This is a genomic window from Stenotrophomonas sp., from assembly GCF_032103445.1.
In the GTDB taxonomy this organism is placed as follows: domain Bacteria; phylum Pseudomonadota; class Gammaproteobacteria; order Xanthomonadales; family Xanthomonadaceae; genus Stenotrophomonas.
Genome location: NZ_DAMDFR010000006.1, coordinates 41,798 through 63,888 on the forward strand (window position 1 = coordinate 41,798; position 22,091 = coordinate 63,888).

The 22,091-nt window shown below is 62.4% G+C and carries 18 protein-coding genes and 1 pseudogene; 11 read left to right on the forward strand and 8 right to left on the reverse strand.

What is annotated here, in order from left to right; all coding sequences use genetic code 11:
- Nucleotides 1-24: 24 nt before the first annotated feature.
- Complete coding sequence (locus tag RT551_RS03920) at nucleotides 25-942, reverse strand: LysR family transcriptional regulator (RefSeq protein WP_313455824.1); 918 nt, start codon at nucleotides 940-942, stop codon at nucleotides 25-27.
- 133 nt (nucleotides 943-1,075) lie between these two features.
- Here RT551_RS03920 and RT551_RS03925 point away from each other — a divergent pair, with 133 nt between their 5' ends.
- From RT551_RS03925 to RT551_RS03935, 3 genes are all read left to right on the forward strand, one after another.
- Entirely contained in the window at nucleotides 1,076-1,858 is a 783-nt protein-coding gene (locus RT551_RS03925) for a glucose 1-dehydrogenase (RefSeq protein ID WP_313455826.1), read from the forward strand.
- A 243-nt stretch (nucleotides 1,859-2,101) separates the two neighbouring features.
- Nucleotides 2,102-5,494, forward strand: coding sequence for a response regulator (locus tag RT551_RS03930; RefSeq protein WP_313455828.1), 3,393 nt, complete (start codon nucleotides 2,102-2,104; stop codon nucleotides 5,492-5,494).
- A 259-nt stretch (nucleotides 5,495-5,753) separates the two neighbouring features.
- Entirely contained in the window at nucleotides 5,754-6,275 is a 522-nt protein-coding gene (locus RT551_RS03935) for an SRPBCC domain-containing protein (protein ID WP_313455829.1), read from the forward strand.
- 72 nt (nucleotides 6,276-6,347) lie between these two features.
- On the opposite strand, the gene RT551_RS03940 is transcribed toward RT551_RS03935, so the two are convergent.
- The 5 genes from RT551_RS03940 to RT551_RS03960 form a co-directional block, all read right to left on the reverse strand.
- Nucleotides 6,348-7,382: a cytochrome D1 domain-containing protein gene (locus RT551_RS03940; protein WP_313455831.1), complete on the reverse strand. Its 1,035-nt coding sequence runs from the start codon at nucleotides 7,380-7,382 to the stop codon at nucleotides 6,348-6,350.
- A 359-nt stretch (nucleotides 7,383-7,741) separates the two neighbouring features.
- Nucleotides 7,742-10,321, reverse strand: coding sequence for an excinuclease ABC subunit UvrA (locus tag RT551_RS03945; RefSeq protein WP_313455832.1), 2,580 nt, complete (start codon nucleotides 10,319-10,321; stop codon nucleotides 7,742-7,744).
- A gap of 141 nt (nucleotides 10,322-10,462) precedes the next feature.
- On the reverse strand, nucleotides 10,463-10,915 hold the full coding sequence (locus tag RT551_RS03950) for a BLUF domain-containing protein (RefSeq protein ID WP_313455834.1): 453 nt from the start codon (nucleotides 10,913-10,915) through the stop codon (nucleotides 10,463-10,465).
- 95 nt (nucleotides 10,916-11,010) lie between these two features.
- Complete coding sequence (locus RT551_RS03955) at nucleotides 11,011-11,490, reverse strand: YetF domain-containing protein (protein WP_313455835.1); 480 nt, start codon at nucleotides 11,488-11,490, stop codon at nucleotides 11,011-11,013.
- A gap of 13 nt (nucleotides 11,491-11,503) precedes the next feature.
- Nucleotides 11,504-12,667 carry a zinc-dependent alcohol dehydrogenase gene (locus tag RT551_RS03960; protein WP_313455836.1) on the reverse strand — a complete coding sequence of 388 codons (1,164 nt, stop codon included), beginning with the start codon at nucleotides 12,665-12,667 and terminating at the stop codon, nucleotides 11,504-11,506.
- Nucleotides 12,668-12,822: 155 nt separating this feature from the next.
- Here RT551_RS03960 and RT551_RS03965 point away from each other — a divergent pair, with 155 nt between their 5' ends.
- The 8 genes and pseudogenes from RT551_RS03965 to RT551_RS04000 all read left to right on the forward strand — a co-directional run bounded on the left by RT551_RS03965 (nucleotide 12,823) and on the right by RT551_RS04000 (nucleotide 20,667).
- Nucleotides 12,823-12,990 carry a hypothetical protein gene (locus RT551_RS03965; RefSeq protein ID WP_313455838.1) on the forward strand — a complete coding sequence of 56 codons (168 nt, stop codon included), beginning with the start codon at nucleotides 12,823-12,825 and terminating at the stop codon, nucleotides 12,988-12,990.
- 30 nt (nucleotides 12,991-13,020) lie between these two features.
- The gene (locus tag RT551_RS03970) at nucleotides 13,021-13,506 is read left to right on the forward strand and encodes a DUF4126 domain-containing protein (RefSeq protein ID WP_313455840.1); all 486 of its coding nucleotides are present in this window, start codon (nucleotides 13,021-13,023) and stop codon (nucleotides 13,504-13,506) included.
- A 109-nt stretch (nucleotides 13,507-13,615) separates the two neighbouring features.
- Nucleotides 13,616-14,482 (forward strand): SDR family oxidoreductase, encoded by an 867-nt coding sequence (locus RT551_RS03975; RefSeq protein ID WP_313455841.1) that lies wholly within the window; start codon nucleotides 13,616-13,618, stop codon nucleotides 14,480-14,482.
- A gap of 45 nt (nucleotides 14,483-14,527) precedes the next feature.
- The gene (locus RT551_RS03980) at nucleotides 14,528-16,312 is read left to right on the forward strand and encodes a glycoside hydrolase family 15 protein (RefSeq protein WP_313455843.1); all 1,785 of its coding nucleotides are present in this window, start codon (nucleotides 14,528-14,530) and stop codon (nucleotides 16,310-16,312) included.
- Between the two features lie 145 nt (nucleotides 16,313-16,457).
- On the forward strand, nucleotides 16,458-16,955 hold the full coding sequence (locus RT551_RS03985; RefSeq protein WP_313455845.1) for a ferritin-like domain-containing protein: 498 nt from the start codon (nucleotides 16,458-16,460) through the stop codon (nucleotides 16,953-16,955).
- 51 nt (nucleotides 16,956-17,006) lie between these two features.
- Nucleotides 17,007-17,384 (forward strand): annotated as a pseudogene (locus tag RT551_RS03990) (cysteine hydrolase); the annotation flags it as partial.
- 292 nt (nucleotides 17,385-17,676) lie between these two features.
- Complete coding sequence (locus RT551_RS03995; RefSeq protein ID WP_313455847.1) at nucleotides 17,677-19,122, forward strand: DUF1254 domain-containing protein; 1,446 nt, start codon at nucleotides 17,677-17,679, stop codon at nucleotides 19,120-19,122.
- A gap of 24 nt (nucleotides 19,123-19,146) precedes the next feature.
- Nucleotides 19,147-20,667 (forward strand): DUF1254 domain-containing protein, encoded by a 1,521-nt coding sequence (locus RT551_RS04000; RefSeq protein WP_313455848.1) that lies wholly within the window; start codon nucleotides 19,147-19,149, stop codon nucleotides 20,665-20,667.
- A 109-nt stretch (nucleotides 20,668-20,776) separates the two neighbouring features.
- Here RT551_RS04000 and RT551_RS04005 read toward each other — a convergent pair whose 3' ends face one another.
- On the reverse strand, nucleotides 20,777-21,454 hold the full coding sequence (locus RT551_RS04005; RefSeq protein WP_313455849.1) for a pentapeptide repeat-containing protein: 678 nt from the start codon (nucleotides 21,452-21,454) through the stop codon (nucleotides 20,777-20,779).
- 36 nt (nucleotides 21,455-21,490) lie between these two features.
- Nucleotides 21,491-21,961: a hotdog fold domain-containing protein gene (locus RT551_RS04010; protein WP_313455850.1), complete on the reverse strand. Its 471-nt coding sequence runs from the start codon at nucleotides 21,959-21,961 to the stop codon at nucleotides 21,491-21,493.
- Nucleotides 21,962-22,091: the final 130 nt, after the last annotated feature.

Sequence of the window (22,091 nt, forward strand, 5' to 3'; positions counted from 1 at the left end):
AAAAGCAGCCGGGCAAGCCCGGCTCTACGGAGCAGATTGCGCCTGTTCAACCCGCGCGTAGAGTTCGCTCACCCACTCCACGAACACACGCACCTTGGTGCTGAGCTGACGGCTCGGGGCATAGGCGATGTACACGTCCAGTGGTGCCGGCCGCCATTCCTGCAGCACAGGCACCAGCTCGCCGCGATCAATGGCCGGCCGCACCATGAAATCCAGTGTATGAATCACGCCAAGTCCGACCAGTCCCGTCGCCAGATGGGCGTTGCTTTCATTGACCATGACCGCACACTCGGGCGCGACTTCCAGCGGCACCCCGTCGTCCAGGAAGTGCAGCGGCGGTGCCCTGCCCGTGTGTGCGGAAAAGTACCCGACTACCGGGAATCGAGGTTCAAGCAACTGCTCCGGGTGCGTCGGTACCCCGTAGCGTTCGAGATACTCCGGGCTGGCGCAGGTAGTCCAGTCCAGGCGACCGATTCTGCGCGAGATCAGCGCACCGTCGTCCGCAGTACTGCGGATGGCACAGTCGATGTTCTCCCCGATGACATCCACGGTCCGGTCGGTCACGCCCAGATGCACCTGGATGTCCGGATAGCGGGCGCGGAACTCGGGCAGTGCCGGAATCAGCAGCCCGCTGGCGGTTGAGCCGCCGGTGTCCACACGCAACTTGCCCTTGGGGCTGCGTTGCGCGCGCCCCAGGGTGGCTTCGACATCATCCAATTCCGTGAGTAGGTGACGGATGCGCTCGTAGTACGCAGCCCCGTCGTTGCTGACGCTTACCCGGCGCGTGCTGCGCTCCAGGAGCTTGACCCCAAGGTGCTTCTCCAGCGCGGTGATCGACTTGCTCAAGGTGGCATTGGGCATCTGCAACGATTCCGCTGCGCGATTGAAGCCGCCTGTCTCCACGACACGGGCGAAGGCGCGTATTGCCTGTAAGTGGTCCATGCCGGGCTCCGGGTGGGTAGCTTATTATTCACCCCGGGAAATAAAGAATCAACGAAACCTGTATTTATCTCCGAATGGCACCCCAATAGAGTGGCACCCATCGCGGCATTCGCCGTCCACTCAAGGCAAAGACATGCAAACCCAGGAACTCGTCAACATCCACACCACCAAACACGCCGGCAAGATCGCCCTTGTTACCGGTGGAAGCTCGGGCATCGGCCTGGCCACGGCCAAGCGGCTTGCGCTCGAAGGGGCAAAGGTCGTCATCAGCGGGCGCCGCCAGCCGGAGCTGGATCGCGCCGTCGCCGAGATCGGGCATGGTGCGGTTGCCGTCCGCGGTGACATCGCGGTGGCTGCAGACCTGGATACCCTGATGGAGACCATCCATGCAGCGCACGGTCGACTGGACATCCTTATTGCCAACGCCGGCGGCGGTGAATTCACTCCGCTTGATGGCATCACGGAAGCGGGCTTCGACAAGTACTTCGGCATCAACGTAAAGGGCACCTTGTTTACTGTGCAGAAGGCGTTGCCGCTGATGACGGCTGGCGGTGCCGTGGTGGTGACGGGTTCCATCGCGGCCAATCAGGGCGTGCCCGCCTTCGGTGTGTATGCGGCCACGAAGGCGGCGCTGCGTTCGTTTGTGCGGACCTGGGCGTCTGACCTCAAGGGTCGGGATATCCGGGTCAATCTTGTGGCACCTGGCGTGGTGGTTACGCCGGCTTACAAGTCCGAGCTTGGCATGAGCGACGCGGACATCAGTGCTTACCTGGCTGATATTGCGCAGAAGGCTCCGCTGGGTCGTGGTGGTAGCCCGGATGAGATTGCCAAGGCGATGTCGTTCCTGGCGTCGGAGGATGCGTCTTACATCACCGGTGCGGAGCTGACGGTTGATGGTGGTTTGACGCAGGTTTGACCGGCGCCGCGAAGCCACGCGTGGCGTGGCTCTACAGGGGGGCGGCGCGGTGCTTTTGTAGAGCCGGGCTTGCCCGGCTGCTCTAGGCGGCGAAAAGCAGCCGGGCAAGCCCGGCTCTACGTCCGAGGTCGTGGGTGGTTTGCGAGGTTGCCCAAAGTGACCGGGCGTTTGCGAAGGGAAGCCGATGGCGCAGCCCGGCCCACATGCTACGCTGGGCTGTTGCGTCCACCCTGCTGGCTACCCATGACCGCTTCGCGTAAGCCCCGCTTTGATTCCCCCAATGCCGGAGCTGCCTTCCGGACGCTTTGGCCACTGCTGGGGGTCATGCTGTTCTTTCTCGGCAGCGGCTTCCTGGCCAGCAAGAACATCAACACCATCCGGGAAGGCAGCGCCGAGGTCATCCGCTCCCAGGAGACGATGACTGCCCTGAGTGACGTGCTTTCAGCGGTCCAGGATGCCGAGACCGGCCAGCGCGGCTACCTGCTCACCGGCAATGAAGCCTATCTGGAGCCCTACGAGACTGCACTCCGGGACGCCACCGCCCAGCTGCAGGCCATGGAGCGGGCGCTGGGGTATGACCCGGCCCAGACCGAACGACTGAAGCTGTTGGCCCGGGGAGTTCAGGCCAAGCTGGAAGAGCTGCACGAAACCATCGAACTCCGGCGCACCCAGGGGTTCGAAGCCGCCTTGACCGTGGTCAACTCCAATCGCGGCAAGGCCGCCATGGACGACATCCGGGCCCGCCTGACTGCCATGCGCACCATCGAACTGGACAAGCGCGCCGAACGCCTTGCCGAGATGGACGCGGCGTACCGCGCAGCGCTCACCACCGGCGCGGCCACCGCCGTGCTGGGCATCATCCTGACCACTCTTATCGCCTTCCTGCTGCGTCGCCATGCCCGGGCCCGCGACCGCAGCGCCTGGCTGCAGCAGGGCCGGCTGGAGTTGACCACGGCTACCGGCGGCGATCTGGACAACGACGTGCTGGCCAAGACCAGCCTCGGCTTCCTGACCCGCTACACCGGTGCCGAAGCCGGCATGCTGTTCGTCCCAACGGACGCCGGCTTCCAGCGCATCGGTGCGGTGGGTACCACTTCGGTGGTCGACATCATCGAAGGCGGCGCGGTGCGCCCGGCCGAGTCCCTGCTGGGCCGCGCCGTGGACGAGAAGCGCGTGCTGCTGGTCTCGGACGTTCCAGCCGGCTACTTCACGGTCGGCTCGGGCCTCGGTCAAAGCCAGCCCCGCCATCTGGTCATCGCCCCTGCCCTGCACGAAGGCGAAGTGACCGGGGTAATAGAACTCGGCTTCTTCGGCGCAGTGCCCAGCGAGGTCATCGAACTGCTGGAGCTGGCCTCCGGTGACCTGGCTGTCGCACTGCGCTCGGCCGCCTACCGGGCCAAGCTGTCCGAACTGCTCGCCCAGACCCAGGCGCAATCCGAAGCCCTGCAGGTGCAGAGCGAGGAGCTGCGGGTGTCCAACGAAGAGCTGGAGGAGCACAGCCGTGCCCTGCGCGCTTCCCAGCATGAGCTGGAGGAACAGCAGGCGGAACTGGAACAAACCAACAATCAGCTGTTCGACCAGTCCCTGCAGCTGGAGGAAGAGCGCGACAAGCTCGCCCGCGCCAATGCCGGCATCGTGGCCGAAGCCAACAAGGTGCAGCGCGCCAGCCAGTACAAGTCCGAGTTCCTGGCCAACATGTCGCACGAGCTGCGCACGCCGCTGAACTCTGCGTTGATCCTTTCCAAGCTGCTGGGTGACAACCGCGACGGCAACCTGACCGAAGAACAGGTGAAGTTCGCGCGCACCATTCATTCCTCGGGCTCGGATCTGCTGAATCTCATCAATGAGATTCTGGATCTTTCCAAGATCGAAGCCGGGCATATCCAGGTGCATGCCGAGGCCTTCAGCGTGGAGAAGCTGCTGGCCGACATTGCCACCCTGCTCCGCCCGGTTGCTGCCGAGAAGGGTTTGACCCTCAACGTCTCCGTGGCCGACGGCTGTCCGCCGGTGATCGAGTCCGACCGCCAGCGCCTCGAACAAATTCTGAAAAACCTGCTGTCGAACGCGCTCAAGTTCACCGAGAACGGCGGTGTTTCCGTGACAGCGTCGGCGGCGCGCGATGGCCTGGTGGTGTTCTCGGTGACCGACACCGGCATCGGTATCGCTCCGGAACAACAGACGCGCATCTTCGAAGCGTTTCAGCAGGCCGACGGCTCGATCAGTCGCCGTTACGGTGGCACCGGCCTGGGGCTGTCCATTTCCCAGGAGCTGGCGCGACTGCTGGGCGGCCACATCGCCGTGGACAGTGAGCTCGGCAAGGGCAGCTGCTTCCGGGTGCTGGTGGCAGGTCGGCTGGTCACTACAGAGCACTCTGTTGCCCCATTGGCAGAGCGCATTCCGGTGCCGGCGCAGGAGACCCGCCCGGTGCCCGTTGCCACGCGCAACAACGGACGCGGACTGATTTTGATCGTCGAGGACGACATCGCATTCGGCGAAATTGTCCGCGACCTCGTCACCGAAATGGGCTTCAGCGCGCACCTGGTGCACAACGCCCGCGACGCGCTGGCGGCCACCCGTGCGGAACTGCCGCACGCCATCGTGCTGGACATCGGCCTGCCCGATCAGTCGGGGCTTTCTGTGCTGGATATCCTGAAGCACGACATGCGCACCCGGCATATTCCCATCCACGTGGTGTCCGCGATGGACCACTCGCACAAGGCGCTGTCGCTGGGTGCCGTGGGCTATCTCGGCAAGCCGGCCACGCGCGAGCAGCTGGCCGGCGTGCTGGATTCGCTGGAGCGCCGCCTCCTGCAGCGACCGCGTCTGGTGCTGGTGGTGGAAGACGATGCCGTCCAGCTGGACGCCGTGCGTGAGCTGTTGGCCGGTGCCGATGTGGAAACGGTGGGTGCCGGCTCTGCATCGGAATGCCTGGAGGCACTTTCGCAGCACACCTTCGACTGCATGGTGCTGGACCTGACCCTGCCCGACGCTTCAGGTTTCGAGCTGCTGGAACTGCTCAGCGAGAAGAGCACGTACGCCCTGCCCCCGATCATCGTCTACACCGGCCGGGTGCTGTCGCCTGCCGAAGAGATGCGCCTGGGCCGCTACTCCAGCTCGATCATCATCAAGGGTGCCCGCTCGCCGGAGCGCCTGCTGGATGAGGTCACCCTGTTCCTGCACCAGGTGGTCAGCAACCTGCCGGAATCCAAGCAGGGAATGATCCGCGTCGCCCAGCGTCGCGATAGTGCGATGGAAGGCAAGCGGGTGCTGGTGGTGGAGGATGACGTGCGCAATATCTACGCGCTCATGAACGTGCTGGAGCCGCAGGGCTGCAAGGTGTCCATCGCGCGTAATGGCCAGGAGGCGGTTGACGCGCTGAAGGCGGCCGTCGATGGGCCGAACGCCATCGAACTGGTGTTGATGGACATCATGATGCCGGTCAAGGATGGCCTGACTGCCACCCGCGAGATCCGCCAGGATGCGCGCTTCCGCAACCTGCCGATCATTGCGCTCACGGCAAAGGCGATGCCGGATGACCAGCAGCAGTGCATCCAGGCGGGGGCGAATGACTACATTGCCAAGCCGCTGGATGTGGACAAGCTGCTTTCGCTGGTGCGGGTGTGGTTGATGGCGTGACACCTTGGGGCTGGCGTGGTTGATGGCCTTGCACCGTAGAGCCGGGCTTGCCCGGCTGCTCTTCGCTGGGCAATCACCAGGCCACGGGCTTGTTCCGTTGACGCAAGAAGCAGCCGGGCAAGCCCGGCTCTACGAGATATTCCCCGCTTCTTTTCATAAGGAAGTCTTATCCGTTCGATAAGTCTGCATCAGGGCATGCGTGGGTGGAAGCGCTTAACCTCTGCGGTTTCTCCCCTCTCATTGCGCTTGTCCTATGAAAATGAACAGCATTGTCTGGCCGGAGGGCTACGTCCCCGGCTACACCGAAAACTTCGTCTCGAACGAAATCATCGTGCTCGGCCTGGAAGCAGCTGATGTCTGGCCGCTTCTGGAGCAGCCCGGCATGTGGCCGACGTACTACGGCAATTCCGCCAATGTCCGCTTCCATGACCAAGGTGGCCCCCTGCTGCGGAACGGCGATCGCTTCTACTTTGAAACGTTCGGCTTCCCTGTGGAAGCACAATGTGTCGAGTACGATGCCCCCGCCGCCGGGCAGCCTGGCCGGATCGCGTGGCACGGGTGGGCCGGCGAACCGGGTACCGCTGACCGGCTTGACGTGCACCATGCCTGGATCGTCGAGGACCTTGAAGGTGGCCGCGTCCGAATCCTCACGCAGGAAACCCAGAAGGGGGAACCCGCCGAGGCGTTGCGTGTGGCCAAGCCCAATCCCATGATCAATGGGCATCAGGATTGGCTGGATGGACTGGTGGCGGCTGCTTGGGCTGCCAAATCGCGGGGGTGAGTTGTATTGCCTGGCTGGCGTTATCATTCGCCGGCGAAGAGCAGCCGGGCAAGCCCGGCTCTACGAGGTAGATCACGTCCCGCGGTTTACCAGTGCTACGCCGTCGGGACGTGCTATCTCGATACGCGCCGTTTCCGTTAGCGTGGCCAGGTCGATCACCGCGACGAAGCCGTCGGGCGTGCAGGATACGAACGCGCGGTGCCCTGCCCCATCCATGTAGATGCCAGCTCCACGGCCAGTCTGCAGGCGCTTGACCGGCTTGCGCGTTGCGGCGTCGAACACGACCAGCGCACCGGTCTTTACGCTGACCACCATCACCTGACGACCGTCCGGAGTGAAGGCCAAACGGTGCGCCCCGTCCAGGTCGCTGACGAGCTTCGCGACGACGCGCTTTGCTGCGATGTCGACCACGTACAGCGTGCCGTCCGGCCCCACCGTCCACAGCTCGCGCTCGTCGGGGGATACATCCATGCCTTCAGTACCGGGCCCGGTCGGCACCACGGTGTGCACCCAGTCCATCCGAGGCTGGGCACCCGCCGGAAGCACGCCGGTGGGCGGGATGGTCGGCGGTACCTGCTGTCTCGCGAACAGGCTGATCGTGCCAGAGCCTGAGTTGCTGGCGTACGCGTGCTGGCCGCCTGTGGATACATGAAGCAGGTGGGTGGTGTCCTGGCCGGTGCCCATCGTCCAGTCGATCACATGCGTTTTCGGGTCAAGGTGCGCGATGGCCTTGGAGCCCTGCGCCGTGAACCACAGGCGATCCTGTGCGAAGACCAATCCGTGCGGACCCATCAGTGGCGCGGTGTTGATCGGCGACTTTGCCTGGCCGGTATCCAGGTCGATCTCATCGATGCGGTGGAATGCGCCGTAGCCGGGGTTGGACACATAGGCGGTGCGCCCGTCCGGCGACACCGTGACCTCATGCGGATCTGGTCCAAGCGCGGCGGTACGCATCAGCGCGAAAGTGTCAGCGTCACGCATCTGCAGCGTGTGGTCTGTCTTGGAGATCACCAGAAGCAGACGCGGAGGTAACTCTGATGCGCCAGCCAGAGTCGGTAGGCAAGCCAGTAACAGGGCCTTGGGCCAGCAGGTGGCGTTCTTGATCATCGCGTTGCTCCTGGAGTCGATGCGGACGTCTGGTGGACGCTTCGCAATCGTAGGTGCATTCGGGCTGCGCTTGATGCCATGGCGTCTTATCGGATCTATAAGGGCTTGTTATGCTCGGTTGGAGCTTCTGCCACTACACCTACTCGAGGTGCCTCCGTAGAGCCGGGCTTGCCCGGCTGCTTCTTGCTTGTACAGTGGAATCTGTTGCCAGGATTGGCCAGCGAAGAGCAGCCGGGCAAGCCCGGCTCTACGGTGCAAGTCGCCATTTTTCAGTGCGACCCGCCAGCGCGGTGCGCGGTGCAAGTCGCCATTTTTCAGTGTGACCCGGCAGCACGGCGCGCGTTGTAAGTCGCAATCTTTCAGTGCGCCCCACCGACGCGAAGGGCGGCCATGCCCAGCTCGCGCGCAAGGAAAGGCGCTGTCCTGCTTGCTGGCGCGTGGGCGACCTCAGGCGGCGTTCCGGTTGCCACGATGGTGCCGCCCTCGCCTCCTGCGCCGGGACCGACGTCTATCACCCAGTCCGCCTGCGCGACAGACCGCATGTCATGATCGATCATGACCACGGTGTTGCCTGCATCCACCAGCCGCTGAAGCTGTACCAGCAACCGGTCCGCATCTGACGCATGCAGGCCGGTAGTGGGTTCGTCCAGGACGTACAGCGTCCGCCCGCGCTGGCTGCGCTGCAGCTCGGTGGCGAGCTTGATGCGCTGCGCTTCACCGCCTGAAAGCTCAGTAGCAGGTTGGCCCAGCCTCAGGTATCCCAGGCCGATCTCCTGCAGCAGCTGCAACGGGCGGGCAATGGCTTCTTCTTCGACGAAGAATGCATGCGCCTCGTCGACGGTGAGCTGCAGGACCTCGGCGATGTTGCGGCCGTTCCACTGCACTTTCAACGTGGCTTCGTTGTAGCGTGCACCGTGGCAGGTAGGGCATGGCGCGTAGACGCTGGGCATGAACAGCAGCTCGACGCTGACGAAGCCCTCGCCCTCGCAGGTCTCACATCTTCCCTTGGCCACATTGAATGAAAAGCGCCCCGCGTCAAATCGGCGACGGCGCGCAGCGGGTGTCGCCGCAAACAGCTTTCGCACATGGTCGAACAGCCCGGTGTAAGTGGCCAGATTGGATCGGGGCGTACGGCCGATGGGCTTCTGATCCACCTGCACCACCCGCTGGATGGCGTCCACATCGCCTGCCAGCTGACCTCGCGTCGCCTCGATTACCGATGGCCCTTCCGCGGCCGGGCCGTCGGCGGCCTCGTCCACGGGTTCGTGGCCCAGGTGCAGCAGCATCAACTCCGGCAGCGCCTGCGCCATCAAGCTGGACTTGCCTGATCCCGATATGCCGGTCACGGCGGTAAGCAGACCAAGCGGCACCTGCACATCGACACCCTGCAGATTGTGGCGGTGGATGTCCTTCAGCTCCAGCCACGCTTGCGCGGTGCGCTGCCGGCTGGACGGTGCGGGCACCTGACCGAAAAGATATCGGGCGGTGCGCGAAGTCTTTACCTGACGCAGACCTTCGGGCTCACCACTGTAGAGAACGCTCCCGCCGTGCTCGCCCGCCTCGGGACCGACATCCACCAGCCACTGCGCACGGCGCATCAGCTCCAGATCATGTTCGACCACGAATACCGAGTTCCCTCCGTCGCGCAGCCGGTCCAAGGCGTCGTACAGCGCCTGGCTGTCAGCGGGATGCAAACCGGCTGAGGGCTCATCCAGCACGTACAGAACGCCGAACAGAAGCGAGCTCAACTGCGTGGCAAGTCGTAGGCGTTGCAACTCTCCGGCGGAAAGCGTCGGCGTGGCGCGATCGAGCGAAAGATACCCCAGCCCCAGGTCTCGCAGCTGCCTTATACGGGCCATGACCCCGTCGGCGAGGCGCTGTGCAGCCAGGCGTTTCTCTTCGGTGAGAGATGAGGTTCGCCGCCCCCGGCCATGCGCGCTGAAGTCACCTTCTGCGATGGGTTTCAGTACCTCTGCCAGTCGATCCAGTGGCAGGCGCATGAACTCACCGATATCAAGGCCCGCAAAGGTGACCGAAAGGGCCTCTGGTTTCAGCCGCTTTCCGTGACAGGCTGGACACAGCTTGCCCTCCATGTAGCGGGAGACGCGCTTCTTCATCAGCGCGCTCTGGCTGGTTGCGAACGTGTGCAGCACGTATCGACGCGCACCGGTATAGGTGCCCATGTAGCTGGGCTCCAGCTTTCGTTTGAGGGCGGCACGTGTCTCGGCGGGCGTGAATCCGGCATACACCGGGACGCTCGGCGTTTCCTCGGTAAACAGAATCCATTCCCTGTCCTTCTTTGGCAGTTTCTTCCACGGCACATCGATGTCGTAGCCCAGCGTAACCAGGATGTCGCGCAGGTTCTGCCCGTGCCATGCCGGCGGCCAGGAGGCGATGGCACGTCCACGGATGCTCAGCGACGGATCCGGAACCATCAGGGCTTCGGTGACCTCGTAGATGTACCCAAGCCCGTGGCAGGTACCGCAGCTGCCCTGTGGCGTATTGGGTGAGAAGTCCTCGGCGTAAAGCATGGGTTGCTTGGCCGGGTATGTTCCTGCGCGCGAATACATCATGCGCACAAGGCTGGACAACGTGGTGACGCTGCCTACCGATGAGCGCGCATTGCTGGCTCCGCGCTGCTGCTGAAGGGCGACCGCCGGTGGCAAGCCTTCAATCGCGTCTACATCCGGCACGCCTGCCTGGTCGATCAAGCGCCGGGCATAGGGGGCAACGGATTCAAAGTAGCGCCGTTGCGCTTCGGCGAAGATGGTGCCGAAGGCCAGCGATGACTTTCCGGAACCGGATATTCCTGAGAATACAACCAGCGCATCACGTGGGATGGAGACATCCACGTCCTTGAGGTTGTGCTCGCGCGCACCGCGGACCTCGATGCAGCCAGTTGCGGATGAGGGGCGAGATGAGGCACTTTTCTTGAACATTGCGATTCGTCTGATTCTGATGCCGGATGACCCGCTTCCGATGCGGGATGACCCGCTTTCGATGCGGGATGACCCGCTTTCGTAGAGCCGGGCTTGCCCGGCTGCTTTTGAACCGAGAAGAGCAGCCGGGCAAGCCCGGCTCTACCCTGCCAGCAAATGGGGTTCCACAACGCTGGTTACAAGATCCATTCCCGTTGCCTTGATTGCTGCAGCGTCGCCCCGTTGCTTGAAGCCAGTCCAGTCTGCTTTGGCAAGCACACCAACCTGGGCGCGGTCAGTCGGAAGCCACCGCATCGGCCAGAATGGAAGCATCCGACGGCCCACAATACCGCGCTGCAGTTCGATCACATCACGATGACTGCTCGCACCGAGTACACGCCCATAGACGATGTGAAGGCCATCTTCCGGCCCCTCCATGTACTGGAAGAACCGCGTGCCATCAAACAGCAGCACACCCGTAACCCCCGCCTGGCGATTGAAGCGGGCCGCATCTTCCACCAACGCATCCAGCCTTCCAGAACCGATCCCAGGTGCATCATGCTCTGCTATTTCGCTGCACGCGGTACTCACGTACGCCACGGCACGGATCGGCATTATCAGAACTCCTCAGTCAATGACTCCACCATACGCTGAAGATTCATGCACGGTGTTACCTCAGCGTGCAGTAGAGCACCCTCCCATGAACACATTTACGCCCGTTCCTGCTTGAGGATGGTGATTTCGCCGGAAGTCTCGAGCACCGCCAGCGAGATCTGGTGATGCCCTTTGCATCCGGAACTGCGCATCGCAACGTCAAGATCCTCTGGTGAGACGTTGCAGCGGCGCAACTGGTCCCAGAACACCCTCCCTTCACGCGCGAGCATCACAGGCGTGCCTTCAGTCAACGCGTGAAGCTTTCTGCTTCGGGCAGTGGCAAAACCCATGAGCCAGTTGAGCAGCAACAACGTCGCCGCCAGTATGAGACCACCCAGCAGCGACGTGTCCTCGCCAATCAGCGAGTTCTGCACCGCCGTGCCCAGCAGTACGATCACCAACATGTCAAAAGGCGTGTGCTGACCCACGGAGCGCTTGCCGCTCATGCGGGTGAGCAGGAACACCACAAGATAGACCGCTGTGGCGCGGATGATGAACTCAAACCACGGCATTCCCAGATTGAAAAGGTCTGACATGGTGACGTCCCTCTCAGGGCGTGAGGATTACCTTCCGGCAATCCTCTTCCTTTCGGTCGAATATCTCGTAGCCACGCACAGCGTCCGCCAGCGGCAGGCGATGGGTGATGATCACGCCCGGGTCCAAGGCACCCTCACCGATGTAGTCCAGCAACTCGGGCATCAGCGCTTGGACGTGGGTCTGGCCCATCCTGAAAGTGAGCCCCTTGTCGAATGCATCACCGAGCAGGAACCCATGCAGGAAGCCGGCGTAAACACCCGGGATGCTCACCGTGCCGCAGCGGCGTGTGGCGGCGATGCACTGACGAATCGCAACGCCGCTACTGCCTTCGACCTTGAGTGTGGTGAGCGCCGATTCCAACGCGCTGCCTTCGGCTTCAAATCCCACTGCTTCAATGGAAGCATCCACACCACGCCCGTTGGTCTGGGTGACGATGTACTCCGCCGGGTCATCAATCCTGCTGAAATCCACCGGCGTCACGCCGTACGTCTGTGCGGCAAAGGCCAGCCGGTAAGGCAGATGGTCGACCATGAAGATGGTCTCGGCCCCCAGCAGGCGGCAGCATGCCGCGCTCATCAGTCCGACAGGCCCGGCACCGAATATCGCCACGGTGGAACCCGGCTTGACCCCGGCGTTGATGGCGGCCTGGTAGCCAGTGGGAAGAATGTCCGAGAGGAACAGCACTTGCTCATCGGGCAGCGCATCGGGAACTCTCAGTGGACCGACGTTGGCTTTCGGCACACGAACGTATTCAGCTTGGCCGCCGGATACTCCGCCGTACAGATGGCTGTACCCGAACAGCGCTGCCGGCGCGCGGATGCCCTTCTGGTTCACCGCCGCGCCCTTGCCGGTATTGGTGGTCTCACAGGCGGCATGCTCTGCCAGACGACAGTGGAAGCATTCCCCGCAGGCAATCACGAACGGCACCACCACACGGTCACCCGGGCGCAGATCTGTAATTCCGCTGCCGACCTCCTCGACGATGCCCATGAATTCGTGACCGAGCACGTCACCCGTATGCAGGTCAGGAATCTTGCCGCGGTAAAGGTGGAGATCGGAGCCGCAGATAGCGGTCGCGGTGACCCGCAGAATCAGATCATCCGCAGCGGCCAACGTGGGATCGGGGACGGTGTCCACGCGGACATCTTTGCTTCCGTGGTAGGTCAGTGCTCGCATTGATGGAGCCTCGCTATGGCATGTGGAACAAGCAATAGCCCCACTTGCGTCCGGTGAGAGTGACTGTCGTGTAATGGATTTGTGCACTCCATCCACACCCGGCACTCATGACAGGGAGCGCAGCATGCCCACAACCCCAGATGTGGATCGCGAACATGAACGAGAAACTGCCTTTCAACCCCGGCGCGGATGTCGACGACCAGAAGAAAGCCCATACACCGGACAAACTGCGCAATGACGAGGCGAAGTGGAAGGAAAAGGATATGCCTGATGCCGAGCACACCGCCGAGCCTGACGACTACGAACGTCCGCCCAAGCCCTGAGGCCTTGCCCTCGACTTTACGGAGAATGACATGGCTCTGATTCACTCCATTCTGATGGGTGCGGTGGCAGGCATGCGTGCCATGACCCCGCTCGCCGCGGTGACCAATGCGGCCCGCAGCGGCAATCTGCCTGCTGACAACGGTGCCCCGCGCCTGCTTGGCAACAAACTGGCCTCAGCCGCCATGCTTGCATTGGCCGGCGGCGAACTGGCGGGCGACAAGATGAAGTCCGCGCCGGACCGCATCGTTCCCGCTGGAATGGTCGCGCGGGTCGGGACCGGAGTGATTGCCGGTGCCGCATTGGCCCCTTACCGCCAGCGCAAACTGGGCGCGGTACTGGGTGCTGCTACTGCAGTAGGAATGGCCTATTTCACCTTCAATCTTCGCATGCGTGCGATAGCGCGTTATGGACAAACCAGTACCGGTGCAGTGGAAGATGCCATCGCGGTTGGCAGTGCGGCGCTGATAACACAATGGGCGTCACGTAGCGGGCAGGCTCGCCGATCCAGGCGCTAGCGCCACAATCCGGCACGCGTTGCGTGCACGGTGCATCTACATCATCGGGCCGCAGTATTTACCTGCGGCCCCGCACACTGGCCTCACTTTCACCGCAGAGGTCCAGACGATGCCTGTTCCCAACTACCCGAAGCCGCCCTTCAAAGCCCAGCAGCAGTCTTTCCCGGGCAAGACCGACAAGATGGAGCCGCGCCCGGATCATGGCGAGAAGAGTTACGTAGGCCACGGGCTGTTGAAAGGCAAGAAAGCGCTCATCACCGGTGGCGACAGCGGCATCGGCGCAGCCGTCGCCATTGCCTATGCGCGCGAAGGCGCGGATGTAGCCATCGCCTTCCTGAAGGGTGAGGAGAAGGACGCCCAAAGCATTGCCTCGCTGATCGAGGAAGCGGGCCAGAAGGCCGTGCTGTGTCCCTGCGACATCAGCGACGACGCCGAGGCGAAGGCGCTGATCCAGAAGGTCACCGGCGAGTTGGGTGGGCTGGATATCCTGGTCAACAACGCCGCCTATCAGCGCTACTACGAGTCGTTTGACGACATCACCCTGGACGACTGGCGCAAGACCTTCGATACCAACGTGCATGCGGTTTTCAACCTCACCCGCCTGTGCGTTCCACATCTTCAGGACGGTGGCTCGGTGATCAACACCGCCTCGGTCAATTCCAAGAAGCCCACTCCCAACATACTGCCCTACTCGGCCACCAAGGGTGCGGTCGCCAACCTCACGATCGGGCTGGCTGGCCTGCTCGCGGAAAAGGGCATCCGGGTGAACGCCGTGCTGCCCGGTCCGATCTGGACCCCGTTCATTCCCGCCGGCATGGCCGCCGAGGAAGTGGAACAGTTTGGCAGCCAGACGCCGTTCGGGCGCCCTGGGCAGCCGGCGGAACTTGCGTCGGCTTACGTGATGCTGGCCGCTGACAGTGCCAGCTACACCTCCGGTGCACTGCTCACGGTGTCCGGTGGCGCGGTCACGCTGTAAGCGGTGGTGACGCCGCAGATTGAAGTTGATGAAGGCGCGAGACCTATGCGCGACGAGGACGGGTACGTCCCCATCGATTCGTACGCCGCCATCGGTGATGGGCGCTCCAGCGCGCTCATTGCTCCCGATGGCAGCATCGACTGGTGGTGCGCACCTTGCATGGACGCGCCGCCTCTATTGGATCGGATGCTTGACGCGCCGAACGGCGGCCGTTTCGTATTGGAGGCGCGTGAGCTGGTAACCGTGCAGCGACACTACCGCGAAGCCAGCAACGTGCTGGAAACACGGGTGTGCACGACCAGCGGGACCGCCCTGGTTACGGAATCCCTCAACAGCGGTCCCGCCGGTCGATTGCCGTGGTCGGAGCTGGCGCGGCGGGTGGAGGGTCTTGAGGGTCAGGTCACCTTTGACCTGGTGTACAAGCCGGGAACACGCGCTGGCACCTGCTCGCCGTGGATGAGCGACACGCCCAACGGCCGTGTGCACCACGCCGGCCCGGTGATGACGATGCTGCGTTACCCCGCGCAGACCGAGATCACCCAATGCGATGACCGCGAAGTCCGCGGGCATCTCACCCTGCATGCGGGCGACCGCGAGGTTGTCGCGCTGCTGGCTTCCCAGGACGAGGTTCTGCCGGTGCCGCCCCTGGAGGAGATCGATACACGCATCGACCGCTCGGACCGGGAATGGCACCAGTGGGTTGATGACCTGCACTGCGATGCAAGTCGTCGCGCAGAGGTGATCCGCTCGGCGCTTGCCTTGAAGTTCCTGTGGTTTTCGCCCACCGGTGCCATCGCTGCGGCCGTGAGTGCCTCCCTTCCTGAGCGCATCGGCGGCGACAAGAACTGGGATTACCGGTTTGCCTGGGTGCGCGACGCGGCCTATGTCATCAAAACCTTCCTGCGCGTAGGTGCCCTGCCCGACGCCAAGGCTGGCTTCAGCTGGCTGATGACCACCATCGGCAAGCACAGGCCGGGCCTGGCCCCGTGCTTCACTCTTCGGGGGGAGCGCGTGGACGAGGAGCGCTTCATCGACGTGCCCGGCTACCGCAACAGCCAGCCGGTGCGGATCGGCAACACCGCTACCGACCAGCTGCAGACCTGCGCTTACGGGGACGTGCTGGAAATGGCCAGCCGCATGCTGGAGGCGGGGCACATCCTCGACCCCACCACCGCCCGGTTGTTGTTCGAGCTGGCCGACGAGTGCGCGGACAGCTGGATGCGTAAGGATAGTGGCTTCTGGGAGCTGGAAGAGCTGCAGCACTACACCATGTCCAAGGTGGAATGCTGGATGGCGCTCCGCCGCGCCTGCGAACTGGCCGAGGCCGGGCATATCACCACGGCACGGCTACCCGGCTGGCAGAGAGAGCGCGACCGCATTCTGGAATGGATTGATGTGCATTGCTGGGACGAAGCGCGACAGGCTTACGTGATGTACTCCGGCAGCGATCGCCTCGATGCCAGCCTGATGCTCGCCTCGCGGTTTGGCTTGGCCGAAGCGCGACGCGAACGCTACATTTCCACACGCGAGGCCATTCGCCGCGAACTGTCCGACGAAAGCGGCGATCTGTTGTGGCGGTACAGCGGAATGCGTGACTGCGAGGGCGCGTTCATCAGCTGCGCGTTCTGGATGGTGGAAGCATACGGGCTGCTGGGCGACACGGAGGAAGCCGGCCGACTGTTCAGCAGCCTGCTGGCCCGGGTGCGGAACGATGTCGGGCTCATGCCGGAGATGTGGGATCCATTCACCGAACAAGGCCTCGGCAATACCCCCCAGGGCTTGAGTCATCTTGCCCTTGTGCATGCAGCGTTTGCCGTGGATGGGGTCTAGCTGCGCTGCTCAATACATGAATAGTTTATGTAAATGCGGTGCGATTACCTTTGCGCGTTATTCGATTTTGTTTTCACTCCGTCTAGCCCTTCGCACTACGCCGGCCGCGCTAGGTTATCCACTCACTTTAGAGGGAGCGCCTTTCATGGCCATCAAGACCGCAGAAGACCTGTTCATCCACGAACTCTCCGATATCTACAGCGCTGAAAAGCAGCTCACCAAGGCCCTGCCCCGCCTGGCCCGTGCATCCTCCAACCCGGATCTTGCCACGGCCTTCGAAACCCATCTGGAAGAAACCCAAGGGCAGATCGAGCGCATTGACCAGGTGGTGGAAATCCTGGGCATCCGCCTCAAGCGCATCAAGTGCGCCGCGATGGAAGGCCTGGTGGAAGAAGGCAAGGAAGTCATCGATTCCATCGAGGAAGGCCCGGTCCGCGATGCCGCATTGATTGGTGGCGCGCAGAAGGTCGAGCATTACGAAATTGCCTCCTATGGCACCATCGCCGCGCTTGCCAAGCAGCTGGGCTACAAGGACGCGCTTCCGCTCCTGCTGGAAACCCTGCAGGAAGAAAAGGCCACCGACGAGAAGCTGACCATCCTCGCCAAGAGCGGTGGCAACGCCAAGGCTGTCCAGGCGGCTTGAGCCTGAAAGCACCATGGCGTCCAGAACCGCGCTGCTGATCATCGCGACTGGCAGCGGGACTTTCCGCAGCTGGTAAGGGACTGCCGTCATAACGGCGGCAGTTCTGCCGAGGTGGTGAAGCATCTCGGCCCGGGCGCGGGTCACTACTTTGTATTGAAGCCCAAGCACTCTGCCTTTCTCGCCACGCCGCTTGCCATCCTGCTTGCCAAGCTCAAGGTCAACCAGCTGGTTCTATGCGGCATGGCGCTGGATTCCTGCGTGCTCGCCACCGCACTGGACGCCAACTCACGCGAGTACAGGACCGTGGTCGCGAAGCAGGCCGTGGCGGCGCTGCCGGAGCGGCGCGATGCGGCGTTGCAGGTGATTGAGCGCTCTGGTGCGGCCAAAGTGCTCGGCACCCCGGAGCTGATCAAGGAATGTCTGGGCTGAGAACAGCTCGTACCTCTCACGGATAAGAAACGTGCAAAAGAAGCTATTACCGTCCCACCCTTCCGCCCGGGTCCTGCTGGTGGAGGCTGTGCAAGGGGTATTGCTGTCGGAGACCTGAAGGCCGCCGGGCAAGCCCGGCTCTACCGGGGGCGCGAGAGTATGTAGTACGCGCTAAGTACAAATACTGGCCTGGCTTGCGTGAAATAGCGCATGCACAGTGGGAGGGGCGCGGGCCACACTTCTTCTGAGCTTGCCCTTTGGCCAGCGATCTCCGTCACTCTGAGAGCCGCGCATGAACAGGAAGCAGTCCTCCTCGCGTACTGGGTCGCAAGGCAAGGCCCCGCCACTGGTCGAGCAGATCAACAACGGGCGCTGGTTGGATCCGGGCGAGGCCAAGGACCTGCTGGAAGAGCTGTACTACCAGCGGGCGATCTACGCCTACATGGTGATGTTACCGGTGCTGAACACCATTGGCATGCGTGACGGATCGGAGGCGGCCTTTGGAGGTGGCAATCACGTCCTTCCCATCTGGAAGGACCGGATGGACAGTCGCTGCTGGGTGCCCACGCCCAATGCCGACGTGATCTATTCGATGAGCTACCTGGATCTCAAAGAGAGCGGTCCGCTGGTGGTGGCCGCTCCCGGAAACGTCATTGGCATGTTCACCGACTTTTTCCAGCGCACCATCACCGACGTGGGACTGATTGGCCCCGATCGCGCACGCGGCGGCCTCTATCTGCTGCTGCCGCCGGATTATGACGGCCCCGAACCACAGGGATACTTCACTTTCCGTTCTTCGACCTACCAGGTGCTGCTGTTCTTCCGCACCATCATGTCACCCGGTGCCGATGGCCCAGAAACAGCCAAGGCGGTAGCTGCTGCGGAGCAGACCCGTGTGTACCCGCTTTGGGAGGAGGAGAAGAACGTCAAGCCTATGAAGTTCCCCAACGGCTCCGGCAAGCAGGTCAACATGATGTATCCAGTAGACATGGACTTCTGGAAGAAGCTGAAGGAGTTCGTGGATTACGAACCCGCTTCAGCAGTTCCCGCCGAAACCAGCGGCGTGCTGGCGTCGATCGGGATCATCAAAGGCAAACCTTTCTCGCCGGACAAACAGCAGAAAGAGATGCTGGCCAAAGCAGTTCAGGTCGCGCCGCGCATGATCCTGGCGCGACGCCAGCTGGGCCGGCAAGACAAACGCGAGCGGTACTACGACGATCGCCAGTACCAGAACACATGGGCATCCGGCACGTCCGAATGGCTGCAGGACGGCTACATGGACATCGACCAGCGCGCCTGCTATTTCCAGATCGCGTTCTCGTCGGCCTCGGCGATGGTGATGCGGACGCTTGGGGCGGGTTCAAAATATCCTTTCACCACCCAGGACAACAAGGGCGAGTTCCTGGATGGCAGCAACCACTATCACCTCCATTTGCCGCCCGACCCACCCGCATCGCTTTTCTGGGCGGTCACGGCTTACAACATCACCGATGGAACAATGACCGGCGCACCGCAGTTGCTGCCGTCAATCAACAGCCTCGATGAGTCTGTTGCCCGCAATAAAGACGGGTCAATTGATCTCTGGTTTGGTCCGACACGGCCGGACAAGGCACCGGAGAGCAACTGGATCCAGACAGTACCCGAACGCAATTTCCTTGCGGCGGTACGGTTGTATGGCACGGGAGTGACCTTCTTTGATCAATCGTGGAAGCCCGATGACCTGGTGAAGATCAAATAAGCCCTGTGCAAGGAGATGCTGCCGATGACCCGTACCGCTTTGTGCGTACTAGCGCTCTGCCTGCTGGCCGCTTGTAAGAGGGAGCCCGCCGAAAGCGTTCCCCCCTCTCCCCCCGCTGCGGCCACGCGTGCCCCCGCCGCCCAAGGAACCGCCATGTCAACGCCCGCTGCCGCCACGACAAACCTCGCTTTGCCGGACAAGGATGCCGTACTTTCCGAAGGTTACATCCGAACCATCGGCCAGATGGCCTATGTGTGGGGGTGGCCGATGGTCAATCAGATCAACCGTCGCGCTGCGATCACGCAGGCACCACATCCCGGTCTGCTCGACGGCGTCCTGCCCGCCGCGCCACGCGGCCAGGTCGGCATGCTGCATGATTACATTGACCCGGCCGAGACGTTCGTGACCTGTCCCAACCAGGATGTCGTGTACGGACTGGGCTTCTTCTCGCTGGACGAGAAGCCGGTGGTGATCCAGGTGCCGGACTTCGGCGATCGCTTCTGGGTGTACGCGCTTTATGATGCGCGGACCAATCAGTTCGGTGAGGTCGGTCAGCCTTACGGCAGCAAGCCCGGCTTCTATCTGTTGGTCGGCCCCAACTGGAAGGGGGAAGTTCCGGAAGGCATCACCGCCGTGGCGCGCAGCGCCACCGAGCTGGCCAATGCGATTCCGCGCATCTTCCAGGACGACACCGACGAAGACAGAAAGGCCATTCAGCCGCTGATCAATCAGGTGGTCGCTTATCCGCTGTCGCAGTTCGACGGCAAGATGAAGACCATCGACTGGGCGACGGCGCCGATAATCCCCAAGCCAGGTCCGAAAAGTGATGGCGAGACCAAGTGGGTGATTCCGGAGAAGTTCTTCGACAAGAGTCAGTTCGGCAAGGTTCTGGAGATTGTGCCACCGCTGCCGGGTGAGGAAGCTCTGTATGCACAGTTCCAGGCCCTGATGGCGGCCGCCGACAAGGATCCGCTCATCCGCCAGCAGTTGGACAAAGTTGCACAGCAGACGGAAGACGAGGTCATCAAGTCGTTCTTCCAGTGGAAGCACAACGGGAAGCCCGCCGGCAACAACTGGAACCGTTCGGTCAACAACGCGCAATCCGGCTTGGACTACTTCAACCGCACCGGTACGTCGAAGTCGAACATGTTCGACAATCGTCCCAACGAAACCCAGTATTTCTACACGGACGTCGATGGCGACGGCAAGCAGCTGTCCGGAAGTGCGAACTACTCGGTTACCTTTGCGGCCGGTCAGGAGCCGCCGGTGAATGGATTCTGGTCACTGACGCTCTACAACGACAAGCATCTGTTCCACCCCAATGAGCTCAAGCGCTACTCGCTTGGTACCAAGAACAAGAACCTGAAGCGCAATGAGGATGGCTCGTTGACCCTGTACGTCGGTGCAAAGTCGCCGGGCGAGGAGAAGCAGAACAACTGGTTGCCCGCGCCTGACGGGGACTTCTCGCTTTACATTCGCGCTTACTGGGGAAAGCCGGAAGTCACCGGGGGGAGCTGGCAGCCGCCGGCGGTGAAGCGGATCTGACGAATTGATATCCCGCGGATATCCTGTCGTAGAGCCGGGCTTGCCCGGCTGCTTTCAGGATGGGCACGCGAGGAGCAGCCGGGCAAGCCCGGCTCTACGGGTGTTCGGCTTAGTCGACAACTTCGATGTCCAGGCCGCTCAGCAGTCGTGCCGCTTCGTGGCGACTGAACTTGGAGCGGGTCATCACATTGTTAAGCACGTCAATATCGAAACCTGTGGCTTCGGTGAAGTCCGCATCGGTCAGATCCGTGCGGCCGAACTGGGCGTCCGTGAAATCTGTGAAGGACAGGTCAGCCTTCCGCAACTTGGCTTCCCTGAAATCCACGCCGTGAGCCTTGCAGCTCTGCATCACCATTTCGTTCATGGCCAAACCATGGAATGAGGAATCGGTCAGCACGCAATCGCGGAGCGTGAGTTCGGCGGAAGTGCTCAGGCGAGACCACTCCAGAGTGGTCCAGTTGACGTCAACCAGCCTGCAGCGCTCGAAGGTAACGCTTCTGAGACGGGTGGAAGGCAACTTGACGTTGTTGAGCGTGCATTCGGTGAAATCGCATTCGAGGAAGCGGGAGTTGCGGATCGTTGCATCCGAGAAGTCGCAGTTGACGAAGCTGCACGCCTCGAATTCAAGGCGCTCTAAGAATTGCGATGACAGGTCCAGGCCGGCGAAGTTTTTGGAGTAGTACTCGTTGATCCCGTTGTCGAGGGAGTCTTTGACAGGTGATTGCACAGGCGCTTCTACGTCGAATGATGGCCCATTGTAGAGCCGGGCTTGCCCGGCTGCTTTCATGGAGACCCCGCGAAGAGCAGCCGGGCAAGCCCGGCTCTACTTCTTGGGCGACACCCACATTGCGATGACGGCCTTGAATACAGCTTCTCCGCCGGCATCCGTAACGGCAACCTCAACCGGATACTCACCCGCCACCGCCCAGTCGAACGCCGGGTTCATAGGACGTGCGGTTGCCGTCACGCTTGTGGTGGCCTTCTTCAGGTACTCCACGGTCATGCCGCGCGGAATCCACCGCACACTGTCCGGGATGGTCACTTCCGTCATCACCCCACCCGCCAGTTCGGCCGCGTTGCACATGGCGATGGCGTGGACGGTACCGATGTGGTTGAGCACGGCGCGGCGCTTGCGGACGTGAACGACGCAATGGCCCGGGGCCAGTTCTTTGAATCTGGGGGCGATGGAGCGGAAGTAAGGGGCTTTGAAGCACAGGAGCTGGGAGAACAGCCAGCGGCCGGGGGCTGTGCCGGAGAGGCGGGTCCAGAGGTTCAGGGTGCTTTGCTTTGCCATGGGAGGTTGCGCCTGGTGTTGACCATACGCGTGAGTATGGCAGTCTCTGGGGATTGTGAAAAGCAGCCGGGCAAGCCCGGCTCTACGAGCTCCTGGTTGCAGGCGGGCTCAGCCCGGCACAGGTGTTATG